This window comes from Pseudomonas sp. P867, from assembly GCF_019891455.1.
Lineage (GTDB): Bacteria > Pseudomonadota > Gammaproteobacteria > Pseudomonadales > Pseudomonadaceae > Aquipseudomonas > Aquipseudomonas synxantha_A.
In genome coordinates, this window is sequence record NZ_JAFLXB010000001.1 from 116,047 (window position 1) to 132,260 (window position 16,214).

Here is a 16,214-nt window from a genome sequence, read left to right on the forward strand (position 1 = left end):
TTCAACGACCCTCCCTCACCAAGTTGGCTACCTTTTCCTCGGTCATGGCCTCGAAGCGGTCACGCCATTCTGGGAAAAGCTCAATGGCCAAACGGCGGATGACGACTAGGGCTGCCGGAGATATTCGGTTTGAAGGCTGTCGGTATTCCAGGCGGTGTACTGGGACGCCCAGTGAAGAACCGCTACGAAACACCACTGCGCTGGGGACGACGCTATCCAGAACGTTGATTTCGTCATTGTCCTGGAAAATTTCCCGTACCGACTGCTCGATCATTTGCGCGTCAGTGGTTTGGTCGAGGTTGTTGACGACGATCCGCACGGGAGGGATTTTCATGCCCAGGCGCCCATAGGCGCGCAGGCCGTCCAACATCTGCATGGTTCCCCGGCTGAACTCCCGAGCAGCGAGCATATTGGGCGGAAGCGGGGATATGACCAAATCAGAGGCTAGGACCACCATTTCGAGCATGGCCGATCTGGCGCCTTGGGTGTCAATCAGTACCAGGTCGAAATGATCTTTGAACGCCGGCATCAGATTGGCGAGTCGCAACCGTCCGTCAGGTGCCTGCAGGAGCAGGCTGTTCAGTTGGTTGTTGATGTCGTTGGAAATGACAAGCGACAGGTTTGGAATCGCGGTGCTGGATATGATCTTGGCTGATTCGGTGATATTGAATGCCAGCAGGTCGTAGATGCCGCCCTGAGCTTCGTCGACCAATTGGTAATACGAGGAGAGTGAGGGCTGTGCAGGATCTAGGTCGATGAGGAGCACGCGCAGCCCTGCATCCGCACAAAAAGCGCCGAGGTTGGCCTCGATGGTGGTTTTGCCTACGCCGCCTTTGGTCGAAACGACCGCAGAGATTTTCATGGTTTGGAGCCTCTAATGTGGGTTCATTAGAGGCTGCGAGGCCACGGAAACAGCTATGTGTAGCGAACACGATCCTGGGCTCTGAAACACTAAAACCAATTGTCTTTTAACCAATTGGTCGTAGGTTCGAATCCCACACGACCCACCATTTTTGAGACCAGTTCAGGCTGGAATCGAATCTTAAGATCAGAGGCCAAAAGCGCTGATCGAAGAAGGCGACTGAAAGGTCGCCTTTTTTTTACCGGGGTATAGCGCAGTCCGGTAGCGCGCCTGCTTTGGGAGCAGGATGTCAGGAGTTCGAATCCCCTTACCCCGACCATATTAAAAATCCTCGTATCGAAAGATACGGGGATTTTTTTTGCGCGCGCGAATCTTGAATTCTCCGCAAAACAAATGTGGGAGGGGGCTTGCTCCCGATAGCGGTGGGTCAGCTAAGTATTCATTAACTGACACACCGCTATCGGGAGCAAGCCCCCTCCCACAGGTGTTATGCGTTGTTAGTGGAGTTTGAGGCGCGGTTCTGTGCCTCGCCCAATCTTGCTGCCCAGCATCAGCATCGCCGTGCGGAAGAAGCCGTACAGCGCCATCTGGTGCATACGGTACAGCGACACATAGAACATCCGCGCCAACCAGCCCTCCAGCATCACGCTGCCAGTCAGGTTACCCATCAGGTTACCTACCGCCGAGAACCGCGACAGCGAGATCAGCGAGCCGTAGTCGGTGTACTTGTAGGTCGGCAGATCCTTGCCTTCAATGCGCAATTTCAGCGACTTGGCCAACAACGAAGCCTGCTGATGCGCGGCCTGGGCTCGTGGGGGCACATTGCGGTCGGTGCCCGGTTGCGGGCAGGCGGCACAATCGCCAAAGGCGAAGATGTTTTCATCGCGAGTGGTTTGCAGTGTTTGCAGCACCTGAAGCTGATTGATGCGGTTGGTTTCCAGGCCGTCGATGTCTTTGAGAAAACCCGGTGCGCGGATCCCGGCCGCCCATACCTTGAGGCTGGCGGGAATCACTTGGCCGCTGCTGGTAATCAGCGCGTCGGCGGTTACTTCGCTGACCGCCGAGTTGGTCAGCACGGTCACCCCGAGTTTTTCCAGGGTTTTATGCACTGGGCCGCCGATCCGCTCTGGCAGGGCAGGCAATACCCGCGGGCCGGCTTCGATCAGGGTGATATGCATGTTTTCCGGTTTGATGCGGTCCAGGCCATAGGCCGCCAGTTCATGGGCTGCGTTATGCAGCTCGGCGGCCAGCTCCACCCCGGTGGCGCCGGCACCGACGATGGCCACGCTGATTTGTTCAACGGCATCGGTTTGTCCGGCATGGGCGCGCAGGTAGTGGTTGAGCAGTTGTTGGTGGAAGCGCTCGGCTTGCTTGCGGGTATCGAGGAACAGGCAATGCTGCGCCGCACCCTCGGTGCCGAAGTCGTTGGTGGTGCTGCCTACGGCAATGACCAGGCTGTCATAGCCCAGTACGCGCGCGGGCACCAGCTCGCGGCCTTCTTCATCGAGGGTGGCGGCCAGCTGGATTTTCTTCTGTTCACGGTCAAGCCCACTCATGCGCCCAAGCTGGAACTCGAAGTGGTTCCATTTTGCCTGGGCGACATAATTGAGTTCGTCTTCCGAAGAATTCAGCGAGCCGGCAGCCACTTCGTGCAGCAGAGGCTTCCAGATGTGAGTCAGGTTGGCGTCCACCAGCGTGATGCTGGCCTTGCCGCGCTTGCCCAGAGTCTTACCCAGGCGGGTAGCCAACTCCAGGCCGCCGGCGCCGCCGCCGACGATAATAATACGATGGGTCATGGGGATATCTCGCAAGGCTAAAAGAAATCGGAGCAGTTACCCCCGCGAGCGCCAGGCAGCTCATAGCGTCAGGTAACTCAATAGGCGGCTCAGCACGCCGAGCCCGATCACCACTACCAGCACCACACAAAGGAGCAGCCATGGCCGGAAAGGCTTGCGCTCGACTCTGTGCTGGGAGAGTTGCAGGTACTCTTGGACATGCTGTTGGTCATCGGGGTTCAGGCGGCTGGTCATAAAGGCCTCGTCAGGTAGACGTTGCAAAAGGGCGCCACGTTACAGCCAAGGGTTCAAAGGCTGATGCCCACATCGAACACTATGCTGCGGCCCAGGTTGTTGCGCAAGAAGTCCGGCGCGTCCGGGTGTGCGAACAGTACGCGCGCGAAGGTTGGCCCCACCAGTGACAGTGAGCGCCAGCCCTGGCGCAGGTATTCGGTTGGCGGCGGAAAGTGGCTGTTGAGGTCCAGCACTTCGCGTTTGAGGCTGGTGAAAGCGATAAGGTCCAACTCCCCCAGGTCCATGCCGCGTTCTTTGTAGTTATGTGCTTTTTTGCGCAGTGTCGGTGCCAGGCGCAACAAAAACTCATGGGCGGGAATGCGTCGTGGCTTGGCTTCGCGCCGCACCAGTTGGCTCAAAGAGAACGCGCTACGCCTGCGCAGCAATTCATCGCGCCATTCGTCGTTCAGGCGGCGCCCCTCGTCCAGCACGAAAAACACCTCGAAACTGGCGTCGCGAAACAACACATCCGGCGGCTCCTGGCCCGCAGCGTGAAACTCTTCGACACGGTAGGGCACATTCAAGCCCTGCAGCAGGCGCTGGCAGACCCAACGCTCACGCTCCCATTTGCGGGCATTGGACAGAAACGCATTGGCTTGTTCGGCTGCTACGGTGAGCAGGCGCAAATAATCTGAGTCATCCATATTCCCAGCTTAGCGTTCAAATGATGACCACAGGAAGTCCTGCTTTAAAACGCGGGTGTAGACTGGTCACCTGGCAGCAGGCCCAAGGATGAGGTGTGTGGTGAGGCTTTTTATAAAGGTAGTGCATCCGTGATCAGTGCAGCTGTTCTGGCGCCATCGACCCTCGGCATTGGCTGGCTGTTATATGCGCCGGTGGTGATGTGGGCGACGTTGCGCTCGCCTTGGGTCGAATTGTTCGCCGACCGACGGCGCCAGCATTTGCTGTTCGGTACGGTGTTCGCGTTGTTTATGCTGTGGCTGGTGCGCCGGGATTTCGATACCGGGGTCTCGTACCACTTTATCGGCATGACCGCCGTGACCTTGCTGCTGGATTGGCCGCTGGCAATCGTCGGTGGGTTTGCTGCACAGTTCGGCTTGATGCTGCTGGGGCGCCAGGATCTGGCCGCCCTTGGCGTCAACGGCCTGCTTCTGGTCGGGCTGCCGGTGCTGGTCACCGAAAGCTGCGCGCTGTTGGTCGAACGGGCGCAACCGCGAAACCCCTTTGTGTATATCTTCTGTTCCGGTTTTTTTGCGGCGGCGCTGTCGGCATTGTTGTGCCTGTTGGTCGGCCTGGGCCTGTTGTGGTTGGACGGCCGCTTTGCGATGCCGGAATGGTTGGAGGACTTTGTAGGTTACCTGTGGCTGATCATCTTCCCTGAAGCCTTTATCAACGGCATGGTCGTCAGCGCGTTGGTGGTGTTTTGCCCGGAATGGCTGGAGACCTTCAACCGAACTCGCTATCTCTCGGCCCCCTGGAAGGACGACGATTCACGGCGTTGATCCAGGTCAAATGCCGGGCACCGGCGCAGGTCCATGCTCTGCAAAATTTTTTCTGGAGCACCGATCATGAGTGTGTACGAGTGGGCACGGCAGGAGTTGCGCAGAAGCCAGGACGCAGCGCAGGAAATCGGTTTTGACCCCGGCTTGACCTTGCGCGCCATGCTCAGTGCGGTGGTGCAGCAAAGCAAGGGTGTACGCAGTTTTGAAGACCTGGCCGACGAGTTGCAATACCTTGCAGAAAACCTCGACGACCAGCAGGAATATGCCTTTATGCGGCCTTAGTGGCGCGGCGGCAGGTCTTCGGAAAACAGTTCATCTTCGGCGTCCGGGGCCACCGGAATCTTGTGTTCTTCAGCGGCCCAGGCACCCAGGTCGATAAGCTTGCAACGGTCCGAGCAGAACGGCCGGTTGAGGTTGGTCGCTTTCCATTCCACGGGTGCACCGCAGGTTGGGCAGTCGACGGTCAAGGGTTGGCTCATGATCGGCCTCCACGCAAAGTAAGGTAAAAGTGGTGCAGTCGCTCGACCTCGCCGTGCAGCCAGGCAAGGTCCTTATCGTTGACCAGCACGTCATCGGCATGGTTCAGGCGGTCTTCGCGGCTCGATTGAGCCTTGAGAATCGCCTGCACCTGTTGTTCGCTGATGCCATCGCGCTGCAGGGTACGCTGAATCTGCAGCGATTGCGGCACGTCGATCACCAGGATGCGCTGGGTCATGCTGTATTGGCCGGACTCGATCAGCAGCGGTGACACCAGGATCGCGTAAGGCGACTGGGCGCGTGCCAGGTGGCTGCGAATTTCCTCGGCAATCAGCGGGTGCAGCAAGGCTTCCAGCCACAAACGTTCTTGCGGTACCTCAAAGATCAGTTTGCGCAGCGCGGCGCGATCCAGCTGGCCGTCGGGTTGCAGCACGCCGTCGCCGAAATGCTCGGCAATGCGCGCCAGTGCCGGCCGCCCGGGTTCGACGACCCAGCGGGCAGCATGATCGGCGTCCACCAGGTCGATGCCCAGGTCGATAAAGTGCTCGGCCGCAGCGCTTTTGCCGCTGCCAATGCCGCCTGTGAGGCCAAGAATCCAGGGTGTTGCGACAGAAGTGGTCATCTGAAACCGACAGACTGCAAATAGAAGTCGGTTATTTGACCACCCCAGAGCAATGCAATCCAGCCGGCAATTGCCAGGCACGGCCCAAAGGGCATCGGCGTCGACGTTTGGGCCTTGCGCAAGCGCAGCAGGATCAGCCCTGCAAACACGCCCATCAGTGAGGCCATCAGCAACGTCATCGGCAGGATCTGCCAGCCACCCCAGGCCCCCAGCAATGCCAATAACTTGAAATCGCCATGGCCCATGCCATCCTTGCCGGTGACCAGCTTGAACAACCAGAACACGCTCCATAGGCTCATGTAGCCAACGACCGCGCCCCACAGTGCGTCGGGCAGTGTCGCCAACAGGTCAGTGCTATTGAGGACCAGCCCCAGCCAGAGCAGCGGCAGGACCAGCACGTCCGGCAGCAATTGGTGGTCCAGGTCAATCAGGCTCATGGCCAGCAAGCCCCAGCTCAGCAACATCACCGCAGCGGCTTGCCAGCCGAAGCCGAAATGCCAGGCAACAGCGGCAGTGATCAGCGCGCACGTCACTTCGGTCAGTGGATAGCGGACGCTGATGGGCTCACGGCAATGGGCGCAACGACCCCTGAGCATCAGGAAGCTGAGCAGCGGGATATTTTCCCAGGGCCGAATCGGCTGGTTGCAGCGCGGACAGCAGGAGTTCGGGCGCATCAGATTGTACACCGGACCGGCGGGCTCGGTTGGCAGGCCGAGGACCTCATGGGCCTGGGTACGCCATTCGCGTTCGAGCATTTTGGGCAGGCGCCAGACCAGCACGTTGATGAAACTGCCGATGATCAGGCCGAGCACCAGTGCCATGCAGGCAAACGCCCAGTGCAGCTCGCTCAGCAGCAGGCTCAAAAGGCCGTACCCAATTGAAAGACCGGCAGGTACATCGCAATCACCAGCGCGCCGACAATGGCCCCCAGGACAACCATGATCAGCGGCTCCATCAGGCTGGTGAGGTTATCGACCAGGGTGTCTACGTCCGACTCGTAGTGGTTCGCGACTTTTTCCAGCATCCGGTCCAGGGTGCCGGACTCCTCTCCAATGGCAGTCATCTGGATCGCCATGCCGGGAAACAAACCGCAGCTGTGCATGGATTGATTCAACTGCATGCCTGTGGATACATCGTGGCGCATACGTTCGATTGCCTGTTTGAAGGGGTCATTGCCGACGGCTCCGGCTACCGAGCCCAGTGCCTGGACCAGCGGGACACCCGCTGCAAACGTGGTCGAAAGCGTGCGGGCGTAGCGGGCGACGGCGGTTTTTTGCAGCAGTTTGCCTGCCAGAGGCGCTTTCAACAAACTCGCTTGCAGCCAATGGCGAAAGCCAGGGTAACGGCGGTAGGCGTGGCGCAGCCCGCCCACCCCCACGGCTAGGCCCAGCACGAGTATCCACCACGCTTGTTGCAAGAACTCGGACAGGGCAATGACCCCCAGGGTAAACCCGGGCAGTTGGCTGTCGACCCCGGCAAACAGATGCTGGAACTGAGGCACGACGTGTATCAACAGCACTGTGCTGACCAGTGTCGCGACTACCAGGACTGCGACAGGGTAAGTCATGGCTTTTTTGATCCTGGCTTTGAGCTGTTGGCTTTTTTCCAGATGAATCGCCACGCGCTCCAGCAGGGTTTCCAGAGCCCCGGCCTGTTCTCCGGCAGCTACCAGGTTGCAGTACAGGTCATCGAAATAACGCGGGTGCAGGCGTAGCGCTGCGGCCAGGTTATTGCCGCTGGCGATCTGTTGTTTCAACGCCTTGACCAGTTCACGCACCTGCTGGTTTTCAAAACCCTCACTGATGATGTCGAAGGCTTGCAGCAGCGGGATCCCGGCTTTGAGCAAGGTCGCCAACTGTCGGGTAAACAGGGCGATATCGGCTGGCAGGATTCGCGGGGTGAAAGCCGAACGTGATCGAGGCCTCTTGCGCACACGCTCGGGGCAGATCCCTTGCTGGCGCAGTTGTGCCTTGATCAGCGCAAGGCTGTCGCCAGCGGTTTGCCCGGTCACCCTGCGTCCTTTGCGGTTGATGCCTTCCCAGGCATAGATCGTTGACGTGTCGTTCATATCGGTTTGCGCACCCGGCAGTGAAGAATTTATAGCGTAGTCAGGTGGCGGATTCGGGGCGGCTGGTGTTATGGGATAAAGTGTCAGAATGTGCGTCTTGCAGGCGATGGGCTTCGTGGTGGTGGGTACACTGGCGCCGTTGCACACTTCGGGGCGCAGGACGCGCCTTGTCATGGTTTTATTCTGGAGAGTGAAAGAGATGCGTCAAAAAGGCTTTACCTTGATCGAGTTGTTGATCGTTGTGGCAATCATCGGCATTTTGGCCACGATCGGTTTGCCCATGTACACCAAGCACCAGGCCAAGGCCAAGTTTACGGCGGGGCTGGCTGAAATCAGCGCGTTGAAGGCCGGTTATGAAGACGTCATCAACCAGGGCACTGTGCCCACTGTGTCGTTGATCGGTGGCAACAGCCCCACTGCCAATTGCAAGATCGACGTGACAGGAGATGTAGCCTCGGGCGCCGGCTCCATCAGCTGTGAAATCCTCGATGCGCCAGCGCCCGTGCTCGGCAAGACCATCACCTTGACCCGCAACGCAACCAGCGGATGGACCTGTGCTACCACAGCGGATCCGCAGTACGTTGCCAAGGGCTGCTCTGCCAACGGCGCGTGATGGCGCCGGGCGGTGAGCGAGTCAGTTGCTGCATGACCAATGCAGTGCTAGCTTTAGCCCACCGCCCGTGTAGCTCAGCCGGTAGAGCAGCGCACTCGTAACGCGAAGGTCGCAGGTTCGATTCCTGTCTCGGGCAAAAGCGCACCACTGCTTCAAAGGCAATGTTTTCAGATGATCCCAGAATGGTTCTGAAGGCCAGACGAGTCGGCATTCGTGCTCGCTCTTTTGTATCTGCGCAACCTTGATGACCCAGATGCATCCCCATTCCTCGATCCAAGAGAACGACATGACCACGACTGAGATAACCCAGCAAGCGCGTCACGAAGAAGCACTCAAGCAATACCTTGAGGAGTCGCCGCAGCTTAAAGAAGAGATCAAGGACCTGAGCGCTGACGACCAGCGCGATCAGATTCAGTGGGCATTCGAGGATGAGGCAGAGAGCCAGAGCCTCCAGCCTTGGGAGTTGACCCTCAAGTACACCTCGACACCGGAAGAATTCGAAGCTGCGCGGTTGGCCTTGCATAAAGAGGCGGCCGAGGTGCTGGGCGTCGAATGGGAAGAGTACTGCGAGATGAATAATCTTGTAGTTTAAAAGCAGCCGCGAGTTTCAAGCTGCAAGCGGCAAGTTGTCTCGCAGCCTTCTTGCAGCTTGCAGCTGGCAACTACTCAGATACTGAGGCGCATCGACAGATCCACTGCCTTCACATCCTTGGTCATCGCGCCGATGGAGATGAAGTCCACACCGGTTTCAGCGATAGGCAGCAGGGTACTTTCATTGATCCCGCCGCTGGCTTCCAGCTTGGCCTTGCCGGCGTTCAAGCGCACGGCCTCGCGCATGTCTACCAGGCTCAGTTCATCGAGCATGATGATGTCGGCTCCCGCCGCCAGGGCTTCGCGCAACTCATCCAGGTTTTCCACTTCGATTTCCACCGGCTTGCCTGGGGCGATCTTGTGGGCGGCCGTAATCGCCTGGGCAATGCCACCGCAGGCGGCAATATGGTTTTCCTTGATCAGGAACGCGTCATACAGCCCGATGCGGTGATTGTGGCAACCGCCACAGGTGACCGCGTATTTTTGCGCCAGGCGCAGGCCCGGTAATGTCTTGCGGGTGTCCAGCAGCTTGACCTGGGTGCTGGCGACAAAGTCCGCGAGGAACTGCGCTCGGGTGGCTACACCTGACAGCATCTGCAAAAAATTCAGCGCACTGCGTTCACCTGTGAGCAGCGAGCGTGCCGGGCCTTCAAGGTGGAACAGCGCCTGGTTGGGGCTCACACGTTCACCGTCGGCCACCTGCCAATGCACGGCCACCCGTGGGTCCAGTTGGCGAAATACCGCATCCACCCAGGCCGTACCGGCAATAACAGCCGCTTCGCGGGTAATGATCGTGGCCTTGGCCAGCCGTTCGGCGGGGATCAACTGCGCGGTGATATCGCCACTGCCGATGTCTTCCAGCAGTGCGCGGCGCACGTTGGCTTCGATTTCGGCGGTGAGGTCGGCAAGACGGAGGTTCGGCATAACAGGCTCCACAAACAAAGTGCCTGGATTATAGGGGCTGCGTGCGTTCGAACCCAGCGCGCCGCTCATTTACAGCGTAAAGGCAGAGTTTGCTGGCGCAACCCCCCTCATTTGCAAGATAATCTCGCGCCTTTCAATTGGCGTCATAGCTTTGACGTCGAGGTGGTAGCCGGTTTATTTGCAGCGCACTGCCGTGCCTGCCCCGTTCTTTGCCCCTCTCAACACCGCCGTTTCAGGAGGCCAGGATGCACAATGACGGAAAGGTGGTGCCTATCAACAGGGCACAGGCCACGCCATCGCCGCTCGCGCGCCTGCCGGTGGTGTTGCTGCAGGTGCGTGACAAGGCCGCGCAACAATTGCAGCAGGGTTTGCAGGAACTGTTCGATAACGCCGACGACACCCTGTTCGAAATGGCTGACAAGGCCCGAAGCACCGTCGACCATCATATTTTTTTCGAAGCAATGCGCGACCTGCGCCTCAAGCGCAAGAACTTCGAACGCGTGTTCATGGAGCAGCTGTTTGTCGCCTTCGCCAATCTGGGCCAGGCCGGAAGCGGCGATCTGCACCTGGTGCCGGTGGTGTCCTACGAAGCGGTATCCGGTACCAGTGCCGACGATATGGAAAAAGCCGTAGCCCTTGAGGCGATGCTCGGTCGGGTGCGACATCGTGATGGCTTGGCCCTGGGACAGTTAAGCGCGCGCATGAGCCGATTGCTGGGCCGGCGACTGGATGACCATACCAACCCACTGGGTCCGGCACTGCTCTGTGAGTTTTTCCTGCAGGCAGGGCGCAGTCTGGGGGTGGAAATCCGCGTCAAACTGATCATGCTCAAGCTCTTTGAAAAATACGTGCTCAGTGACGCGGACCTGTTGTATGGCGAAGCCAATCAACTGCTGGTCGCCGTTGGTGTACTGCCTGAACTCAAGGCCGTGCCATCCCGTCGTCCCGGCGGGCGCGCCAGCCGGGAACACCAACGCGCCAGCCAGCCGATCGTCGACCCGCCGCTCGATAAAAGCGGCCAGCAAGCGTTCAGCGCGTTGCAGAAGTTACTGCAAGCCGTGCGTGGCAGCGTGGCGCCGACCCTCGAAGCCAGTGCCGAGCCGCAACCCATTGCCACCCGTGATCTGCTACGCCTGCTGTCGCATTTGCAGCAGTACGTCCCCGAGCCCGAGGCTGAAGACGATTTCGACCTGCGTAACCAGCTTGAACAGCTGCTCACCCGGGTCAGCGTCAAGAGTGGCAAGTCGCGGGTCCTGGAAGATTCTGACGAAGATGTAATCAATCTGTTCGCTATGCTGTTCGCGTTCATACTCGGTGATAGCAGCGTGCCGGACGCGTTCAAGGGCCTGATCGCCCGTTTGCAGATACCCTTGCTGAAAGTCGCCGTGCTGGACAAGAGCCTGTTCAGTTGCACGCGCCATCCGGCGCGACGCTTGCTCAATGACATCGCGGGCGCCGTCATGGGCTGGAGCCCGCCCGAAGACGCCTCCCGCGATACTCTGTACCTGTGTGTCGAGCAGGTCGTGCAGCGTTTATTGAATGAGTTTGTTGAAGACCCGGCGATTTTCTCCCAGCTACTGACGCAATTCAGCGCGTTTACCGCTGATGAATCCAGGCGCAGCGAGTTGCTTGAGCGCCATACCCGAGAGGCCGAGCAGGAGCGCCTGCATACCGAGGCTGCCCGCCAACGTGTGGCGCAGGTGCTTGATCGAAGGCTGGCGGGCAAGGTTCTGCCGCAGTTTGTGGTGCAATTCCTCCAGCAAGCCTGGAGCCAGGTGTTGCTATTGGCCATGCTCAAGCATGGCGGACAGTCGCTGCAATGGCAGGCAGCGCTGCGCACCCTGGATGAGTTGATCTGGAGCGTCGGCCTGCGGGAAGACACCGAAGCGGGCCGGCATTTGCTTGAGCAACTACCCGCGTTGCTCAAGGCGTTGCGTGACGGTTTGGCCGCTGCGGCGTTCGACTCTTTTAGCACCCGCGAATTTTTCCGGCGGTTGCAGGCCATGCATGTTCAGTGTTGCGGGGGCGACGGCGGCGAAGTGCTGGTCGAAGTCCGTGAGTCCTTCACGCTTGGCACCGGTGCGCCATCCGTCGTTGCGCCGCTGCCCGATGATGACCCCGACCTGCTCAAGGCCAGGCAGTTGCAGATCGGCGCCTGGGTAGTGTTTCAGCACGATCAGGAAATCGCCCTGCGCTGCAAGTTGACGGCAATCATGCCGCCTGCCAATACCTGTATTTTCGTCAGCCGCACCGGGCTCAAGGTTCTGGAAAAAACTACCGACCAATTAGCCCATGCGTTCAAGCGTGGTGTGCTGCGCACGCTGGATGATGGCCCTTTGTTCGAGCGTGCGCTGGCTGCGGTGATGGGCGACCTGCGTCAACTCAAACGCGGCAAGTGATCGCAACCGCAGGGTGGAACGCGGCATACTGGTAACACCTCGTCTCATTTCAGGAGCCTGTATGCAGTTGGACCCCGCCAGCGGTTGGTGCCAGGGCATCCGTCATTGCCCGTCGCCCAATTTCAACGAGCGCCCTGAAGGCGAAATCTCGCTGTTGGTGGTGCATAACATCAGCTTGCCTCCAGCGCAGTTCGCCACGGGCAAGGTGCAAGAGTTTTTTCAGAATCGTCTGGATGTTTCAGAGCATCCCTACTTTGCCGGTATCGACCACCTACGCGTGTCTGCGCATTTTCTGATTGAACGTGACGGCACTGTGACGCAATTTGTCTCGTGCCGGGACCGGGCCTGGCACGCCGGTATTTCCAGCTTCGAGGGGCGCGAGGTGTGCAATGATTTCTCGCTGGGGATCGAACTGGAAGGCACAGACGAACTGCCGTTCACCGATGCCCAGTACGCGGCGCTGACCGAGCTGACGCGCCAGTTGCTCAAGGCTTACCCAAAGATCACTCGCCAACGTATTTGTGGTCACAGCGATATCGCCCCGGGGCGCAAGACTGACCCGGGCCCCGCTTTTGATTGGGCGCGCCTTCTCGGCGCCCTGCAGGATGGAGGACACGAACAATGAGTTTCCTGGTGTTGGTGCTGGCGGTGTGGATCGAGAAGTTCTCGGCCTTGCGCCTGCGGTTGCAGCGCGACGGTGGATGGCTGCGTGAGCTGGCCAAGCTGGAGTCGAGCCCGCGCATGGGCAAGCGACCCTGGCTGATCCTGACGCTACTGGTGCTGCTGCCGGTAGCGTTGCTGGCGCTGTTGTTGTTGGTACTGGAGCCGGTGGCCTATGGCCTGTTGGCGTTACCTGTGCACATGCTGGTGGTGATCTATAGCCTGGGCCGTGGTGATTTATTGGCAGGGCTGGGGCCATTCCGTGATGCCTGGCGGCGTGGTGACCTGCAAGCCGCCGAGCATGTGGCCGAGCGCGACTTGAAGCTTGGCGCCGACAGTGGCGAGCAATTGCTGGAGCGGGTCCAGGGCTATCTGTTGTGGCAGGCATACCAGAGCTTTTTTGCGGTGATTTTCTGGTATTTCCTGCTGGGCCCGGTGGCGGCTTTGGCCTACCGGCTGTTGGCGCTGGCCAGCGAACATAGCCAGAACCCGTTGGTGGCTGAACGTGCCGCGCAGTTGCGTCACGCGTTTGACTGGTTGCCGGTACGCCTGTTGGCGGCGAGCTTTGCTTTGGTGGGCAACTTTGTCGGGGTCAGTCGGGTGATGCTCCACGAACTGCTGAGCTGGGACATCAGCGCGGCGCAGTTGATGGAAAAGGTCGGGCTGGCCGCGGCTGAAATCCCTCCTCCAGTGGTGGGGGCTGACGGCATCAATAGCCTGGATCGGTTGTGGGAGCTGCTGCTGCGTGCGGCGGTGTTGTGGTATGCCGGGTTTGCCATTTGGACTGTATTGCCCTGAGTACTGTGGGAGGTGGGCTTGCCCCCGATGACCACCGGGATCTACACCTCTTGTGGGAGGGGGCTTGCTTCCGATGGCGGCCTCCGGGCCAACCAGGGTGCTGGATCAGACCGAGTACATATCCATTCCTGCGGTAACGGCCACGGTTGGTTCCGCTTTTACAGCGGGTCACTTTGGAAAAGAGCCCCAAAGTAACCAAAGGGCTCTTGCCCCACCACTCGGCACCTCGCTTAGGCTCGGTGTGCCCGTAATCCGCCAGTGATTTGGGGGGCCGCCGCCACGCGCCATCCATGGCGCGGGGCGGCTAAACCGGCATCCCTGCCGGTTTACCCCCCAAATCCCTGTCGAATTCCGGCCAGCGTGGTTTGACGGGGCGCTTAAGATCAAGATCAAAAGCAGATCAAGATCAAGAGCGGCTCGCTTCGCATCGTGGTTACGGGGGCAAGCCCTCCTACATGTGCTCTCCGGATCTGCCGTTAACCTTACGTTACAAAACTTCCCTTCGAATTGAGCTATACAGACAGAGCGCCAAATAGTGGCTATCTGCCGCCGCCCTGCGCCTCAATAACAATAAAAGAAGGGGAGATCACCTGTGATGAGCTTGCTCTATCCTGCCGTCGCGCTGATGAACCGCCTGAGCTTCGGCATGAAGTTCAGCCTGATCAGCGTGCTGTTCCTGCTGCCGATGCTGGCGACCAACTATTACCTGGTGCGTGACTCGTGGCGCGAATTTCAGGGCACCCGTATCGAACTGCAAAGTCTCGACCTGCTTGGCAGCAGCCTGGCATTGCGCCGTGAGTTGGAAACGCTCAACAACCAGGTGCAGATCAACGTCATTCTCGGGCAGTCCGGCAAGGCGGCTGATCTTGAAGCGCAGATCACTGCCCTGGAGCAAGGTGTGCTGGAGCGGTTGCAGGGGTTGCACGCCATGGCGACGCAGCCCGAGCAAGTCGAGGTTTTTGAAAACAAGCGCGACGAGCTGATCGCCGCGTTCAAGGCGCAGCAACAGGAAACCTCGTTGCTCAACAAAGCGGCGTTGATCGGCAAGTTACTCAACCAGGCCCAGATGCTCAGCCAAATCATCGCCAGCCAAGCCGGCTTGAGCCGTGATGCGCAGAGTGACCTGCGCCAACTCAGCGACCTGGTCACTGCGGTCACCCCACAGGTCACCCAACTACTCGGTGAGGGCCGCGCGATGGGCGCGTATTCCCTGGGCCAGGGCTTTATCAATTCCTCCTCCAGTACGCGCTTTGACGAGTTACTGCAGCAGGTGGAAAAGCTCCAGGGCGAATACGGCTTGAAGCTGCAGGACGCGCTGGGCGCCAGCAACGCCGCGCATGCAGCACTCGATAGCTTGGCGCAAGCCAGCCAGGCCAGCCTCAAGCAAGGCAGTGAGTTGTTCGAAGAACAGGTAGTGATGGCCGAGACCCTGGATACACCTTGGCAAGGTTTTTACGACGGCGTCAGTCAACTGATGGCCAAGACCTATCAACTCGATGACGCCACCTTAGCGTTCATCGGCCAGCAACTGGAGCAGCGTCTGACGCAAAACCGCCTGCACATGGTGTTGCTGGTCGCGGCCCTGGTGGCGGTATTTGCGCTGATCTTCTACTTGTATGCAGGTTTCTTTGTCTCCACTAGCACTACCTTGCGCAGCCTGGGGGCGATGATGGACAAAGTCGCGGCCGGTGACATGACGGTCACTTTCGTCGCCCACAGCCGCGACGAGCTGGGAGACCTGGGCCAAGTATTCAATGGCACCGTGGCCAAGATCCACGACCTGATTGAGCGCGTCGGGCATACGGTCAGCCAGGTCGAGTTGCAGGCCAGCCAGGTGCAGACGATTTCGGCACAGAGTAACCAGGCGGTATCCGGCCAGCGCAGCCAGATCGAACAAGTGGCAACGGCGATGAACCAGATGTCTGCCACCGCACAGGAGGTGGCGCGCAGCGCGGCGGCGGCGGTCAACAGTGCACAGAGTGTCAATGATGAAACCGTCAGCGGACGGGCGCTGGTGCAATCTCAACAAAGCGGCATCGCACGCCTGGCTTTGGAGATCGATGAGTCGGTGCGGGTGATCAATCAGTTGGCGGCCGATAGCCAGTCCATCAGCAGCGTATTGGAGGTGATCAAGAGCATCGCCGAGCAAACCAATTTGCTGGCGCTCAACGCGGCCATCGAAGCTGCGCGTGCCGGTGAGCAAGGACGCGGTTTTGCCGTAGTGGCCGATGAGGTGCGCACCCTGGCCCGGCGTACCCAGCATTCCACCGGAGAAATTGAACAAATGATCAGCCGCTTGCACAGCGGCGTCGGCGCAGCGGTAAAGGCGATGGGCAGTAGCCATGAAATGGCGAGTGGCACGGTAGGGCAGTCGGAAAAGGTCCAGCACGCCCTGGAAAATATCCTCGGTGCCGTAGGCATGATTGTTGACCAGAACCAGCAGATCGCCGCTGCCGTGGAGCAGCAAACGGCGGTCGCTCACGACATCGACCAGAATATTGTCCAAATCAACCGCGCCGGTGAACATGCAGCACAAGGCGCCCAACAGACCGAAGCGGCCAGCCGGCAGTTGTCGGCGCAGGTCATTGAGCTGAAGCAATTGATTGGTGCGTTTCGGGTGTAAGAACTTTCTGTGGGACTGGGCCATGAATCACGTGGCATTTGTCCT

17 protein-coding genes and 2 tRNA genes are annotated in these 16,214 nt (G+C 59.3%); 10 read left to right on the forward strand and 9 right to left on the reverse strand.

The genetic code is table 11. The features are described from left to right. Position 1: 1 nt before the first annotated feature. Positions 2 to 862 (reverse strand): ParA family protein, encoded by an 861-nt coding sequence (locus tag J1G33_RS00615; protein ID WP_032877846.1) that lies wholly within the window; start codon positions 860 to 862, stop codon positions 2 to 4. Positions 863 to 1,104: 242 nt separating this feature from the next. Here J1G33_RS00615 and J1G33_RS00620 point away from each other — a divergent pair. Next, positions 1,105 to 1,181: transfer RNA gene (locus J1G33_RS00620), tRNA-Pro, on the forward strand. A 178-nt stretch (positions 1,182 to 1,359) separates the two neighbouring features. On the opposite strand, the gene J1G33_RS00625 is transcribed toward J1G33_RS00620, so the two are convergent. The 3 genes from J1G33_RS00625 to J1G33_RS00635 are packed head-to-tail and all read right to left on the reverse strand — an operon-like array spanning position 1,360 to position 3,575. After that, positions 1,360 to 2,658: an NAD(P)/FAD-dependent oxidoreductase gene (locus J1G33_RS00625; RefSeq protein ID WP_005784669.1), complete on the reverse strand. Its 1,299-nt coding sequence runs from the start codon at positions 2,656 to 2,658 to the stop codon at positions 1,360 to 1,362. A gap of 60 nt (positions 2,659 to 2,718) precedes the next feature. Next, complete coding sequence (locus tag J1G33_RS00630) at positions 2,719 to 2,892, reverse strand: DUF3094 family protein (RefSeq protein WP_005784671.1); 174 nt, start codon at positions 2,890 to 2,892, stop codon at positions 2,719 to 2,721. Positions 2,893 to 2,945: 53 nt separating this feature from the next. Continuing rightward, the gene (locus tag J1G33_RS00635; RefSeq protein WP_003188431.1) at positions 2,946 to 3,575 is read right to left on the reverse strand and encodes a DUF1780 domain-containing protein; all 630 of its coding nucleotides are present in this window, start codon (positions 3,573 to 3,575) and stop codon (positions 2,946 to 2,948) included. Positions 3,576 to 3,704: 129 nt separating this feature from the next. On the opposite strand from J1G33_RS00635, the gene J1G33_RS00640 reads away from it, so the two are divergent. Continuing rightward, positions 3,705 to 4,394 (forward strand): energy-coupling factor ABC transporter permease, encoded by a 690-nt coding sequence (locus tag J1G33_RS00640; RefSeq protein ID WP_148853443.1) that lies wholly within the window; start codon positions 3,705 to 3,707, stop codon positions 4,392 to 4,394. Positions 4,395 to 4,460: 66 nt separating this feature from the next. Further along, entirely contained in the window at positions 4,461 to 4,676 is a 216-nt protein-coding gene (locus tag J1G33_RS00645; RefSeq protein ID WP_003171680.1) for a hypothetical protein, read from the forward strand. Here J1G33_RS00645 and yacG read toward each other — a convergent pair. Genes yacG through J1G33_RS00665 form a run of 4 tightly spaced genes read right to left on the reverse strand, consistent with a single transcriptional unit; the run spans position 4,673 to position 7,561 of the window. Beyond that, positions 4,673 to 4,873, reverse strand: coding sequence for a DNA gyrase inhibitor YacG (gene yacG, locus J1G33_RS00650; protein WP_003188437.1), 201 nt, complete (start codon positions 4,871 to 4,873; stop codon positions 4,673 to 4,675). The two genes, J1G33_RS00645 and yacG, sit on opposite strands and share 4 nt — an antisense overlap. Beyond that, on the reverse strand, positions 4,870 to 5,493 hold the full coding sequence (gene coaE, locus J1G33_RS00655; RefSeq protein WP_148853444.1) for a dephospho-CoA kinase: 624 nt from the start codon (positions 5,491 to 5,493) through the stop codon (positions 4,870 to 4,872). Before coaE ends, yacG begins: the two co-directional genes overlap by 4 nt. Further along, a complete protein-coding gene (locus J1G33_RS00660; protein WP_148853445.1) occupies positions 5,490 to 6,356 on the reverse strand; it encodes an A24 family peptidase in 867 nt (288 codons plus the stop codon). Before J1G33_RS00660 ends, coaE begins: the two co-directional genes overlap by 4 nt. Then, on the reverse strand, positions 6,353 to 7,561 hold the full coding sequence (locus J1G33_RS00665) for a type II secretion system F family protein (protein WP_223017573.1): 1,209 nt from the start codon (positions 7,559 to 7,561) through the stop codon (positions 6,353 to 6,355). The genes J1G33_RS00660 and J1G33_RS00665 overlap by 4 nt, the downstream gene beginning before the upstream one ends. A 199-nt stretch (positions 7,562 to 7,760) precedes the next feature. Between J1G33_RS00665 and J1G33_RS00670 the strand changes: the two genes are divergently transcribed. The 3 genes from J1G33_RS00670 (at position 7,761) to J1G33_RS00680 (ending at position 8,766) form a co-directional block, all read left to right on the forward strand. Continuing rightward, positions 7,761 to 8,174 carry a pilin gene (locus tag J1G33_RS00670; protein ID WP_005784685.1) on the forward strand — a complete coding sequence of 138 codons (414 nt, stop codon included), beginning with the start codon at positions 7,761 to 7,763 and terminating at the stop codon, positions 8,172 to 8,174. A gap of 63 nt (positions 8,175 to 8,237) precedes the next feature. Then, positions 8,238 to 8,310: transfer RNA gene (locus J1G33_RS00675), tRNA-Thr, on the forward strand. Between the two features lie 150 nt (positions 8,311 to 8,460). Continuing rightward, a complete protein-coding gene (locus tag J1G33_RS00680; protein WP_032877840.1) occupies positions 8,461 to 8,766 on the forward strand; it encodes a DUF6388 family protein in 306 nt (101 codons plus the stop codon). Positions 8,767 to 8,840: 74 nt separating this feature from the next. Here the strand turns inward: J1G33_RS00680 and nadC are convergent, their stop codons facing one another. Beyond that, complete coding sequence (gene nadC, locus J1G33_RS00685) at positions 8,841 to 9,689, reverse strand: carboxylating nicotinate-nucleotide diphosphorylase (RefSeq protein WP_032877839.1); 849 nt, start codon at positions 9,687 to 9,689, stop codon at positions 8,841 to 8,843. Between the two features lie 245 nt (positions 9,690 to 9,934). On the opposite strand from nadC, the gene J1G33_RS00690 reads away from it, so the two are divergent. The 4 genes from J1G33_RS00690 to J1G33_RS00705 all read left to right on the forward strand — a co-directional run bounded on the left by J1G33_RS00690 (position 9,935) and on the right by J1G33_RS00705 (position 16,169). Further along, positions 9,935 to 12,088 (forward strand): DUF1631 domain-containing protein, encoded by a 2,154-nt coding sequence (locus J1G33_RS00690; protein WP_223017574.1) that lies wholly within the window; start codon positions 9,935 to 9,937, stop codon positions 12,086 to 12,088. A 61-nt stretch (positions 12,089 to 12,149) separates the two neighbouring features. Further along, on the forward strand, positions 12,150 to 12,713 hold the full coding sequence (ampD, locus tag J1G33_RS00695; RefSeq protein ID WP_223017575.1) for a 1,6-anhydro-N-acetylmuramyl-L-alanine amidase AmpD: 564 nt from the start codon (positions 12,150 to 12,152) through the stop codon (positions 12,711 to 12,713). Next, positions 12,710 to 13,546, forward strand: coding sequence for a regulatory signaling modulator protein AmpE (gene ampE / locus J1G33_RS00700; protein ID WP_032877836.1), 837 nt, complete (start codon positions 12,710 to 12,712; stop codon positions 13,544 to 13,546). Before ampD ends, ampE begins: the two co-directional genes overlap by 4 nt. Positions 13,547 to 14,138: 592 nt before the next feature. Continuing rightward, positions 14,139 to 16,169 carry a methyl-accepting chemotaxis protein gene (locus J1G33_RS00705; protein ID WP_223017576.1) on the forward strand — a complete coding sequence of 677 codons (2,031 nt, stop codon included), beginning with the start codon at positions 14,139 to 14,141 and terminating at the stop codon, positions 16,167 to 16,169. The last annotated feature ends 45 nt before the right edge of the window (positions 16,170 to 16,214 follow it).

Bases quoted from the DNA above. Each gene is read 5' to 3' on its own strand.
- J1G33_RS00665 (WP_223017573.1), bottom strand. From the start codon at position 7,561: ATGAACGACACGTCAACGATCTATGCCTGGGAAGGCATCAACCGCAAA.
- J1G33_RS00630 (WP_005784671.1), bottom strand. From the start codon at position 2,892: ATGACCAGCCGCCTGAACCCCGATGACCAACAGCATGTCCAAGAGTAC.
- yacG (WP_003188437.1), bottom strand. From the start codon at position 4,873: ATGAGCCAACCCTTGACCGTCGACTGCCCAACCTGCGGTGCACCCGTG.
- coaE (WP_148853444.1), bottom strand. From the start codon at position 5,493: ATGACCACTTCTGTCGCAACACCCTGGATTCTTGGCCTCACAGGCGGC.
- J1G33_RS00670 (WP_005784685.1), top strand. From the start codon at position 7,761: ATGCGTCAAAAAGGCTTTACCTTGATCGAGTTGTTGATCGTTGTGGCA.
- J1G33_RS00635 (WP_003188431.1), bottom strand. From the start codon at position 3,575: ATGGATGACTCAGATTATTTGCGCCTGCTCACCGTAGCAGCCGAACAA.
- J1G33_RS00625 (WP_005784669.1), bottom strand. From the start codon at position 2,658: ATGACCCATCGTATTATTATCGTCGGCGGCGGCGCCGGCGGCCTGGAG.
- J1G33_RS00615 (WP_032877846.1), bottom strand. From the start codon at position 862: ATGAAAATCTCTGCGGTCGTTTCGACCAAAGGCGGCGTAGGCAAAACC.
- J1G33_RS00645 (WP_003171680.1), top strand. From the start codon at position 4,461: ATGAGTGTGTACGAGTGGGCACGGCAGGAGTTGCGCAGAAGCCAGGAC.
- J1G33_RS00690 (WP_223017574.1), top strand. From the start codon at position 9,935: ATGCACAATGACGGAAAGGTGGTGCCTATCAACAGGGCACAGGCCACG.
- ampE (WP_032877836.1), top strand. From the start codon at position 12,710: ATGAGTTTCCTGGTGTTGGTGCTGGCGGTGTGGATCGAGAAGTTCTCG.
- J1G33_RS00680 (WP_032877840.1), top strand. From the start codon at position 8,461: ATGACCACGACTGAGATAACCCAGCAAGCGCGTCACGAAGAAGCACTC.
- ampD (WP_223017575.1), top strand. From the start codon at position 12,150: ATGCAGTTGGACCCCGCCAGCGGTTGGTGCCAGGGCATCCGTCATTGC.
- nadC (WP_032877839.1), bottom strand. From the start codon at position 9,689: ATGCCGAACCTCCGTCTTGCCGACCTCACCGCCGAAATCGAAGCCAAC.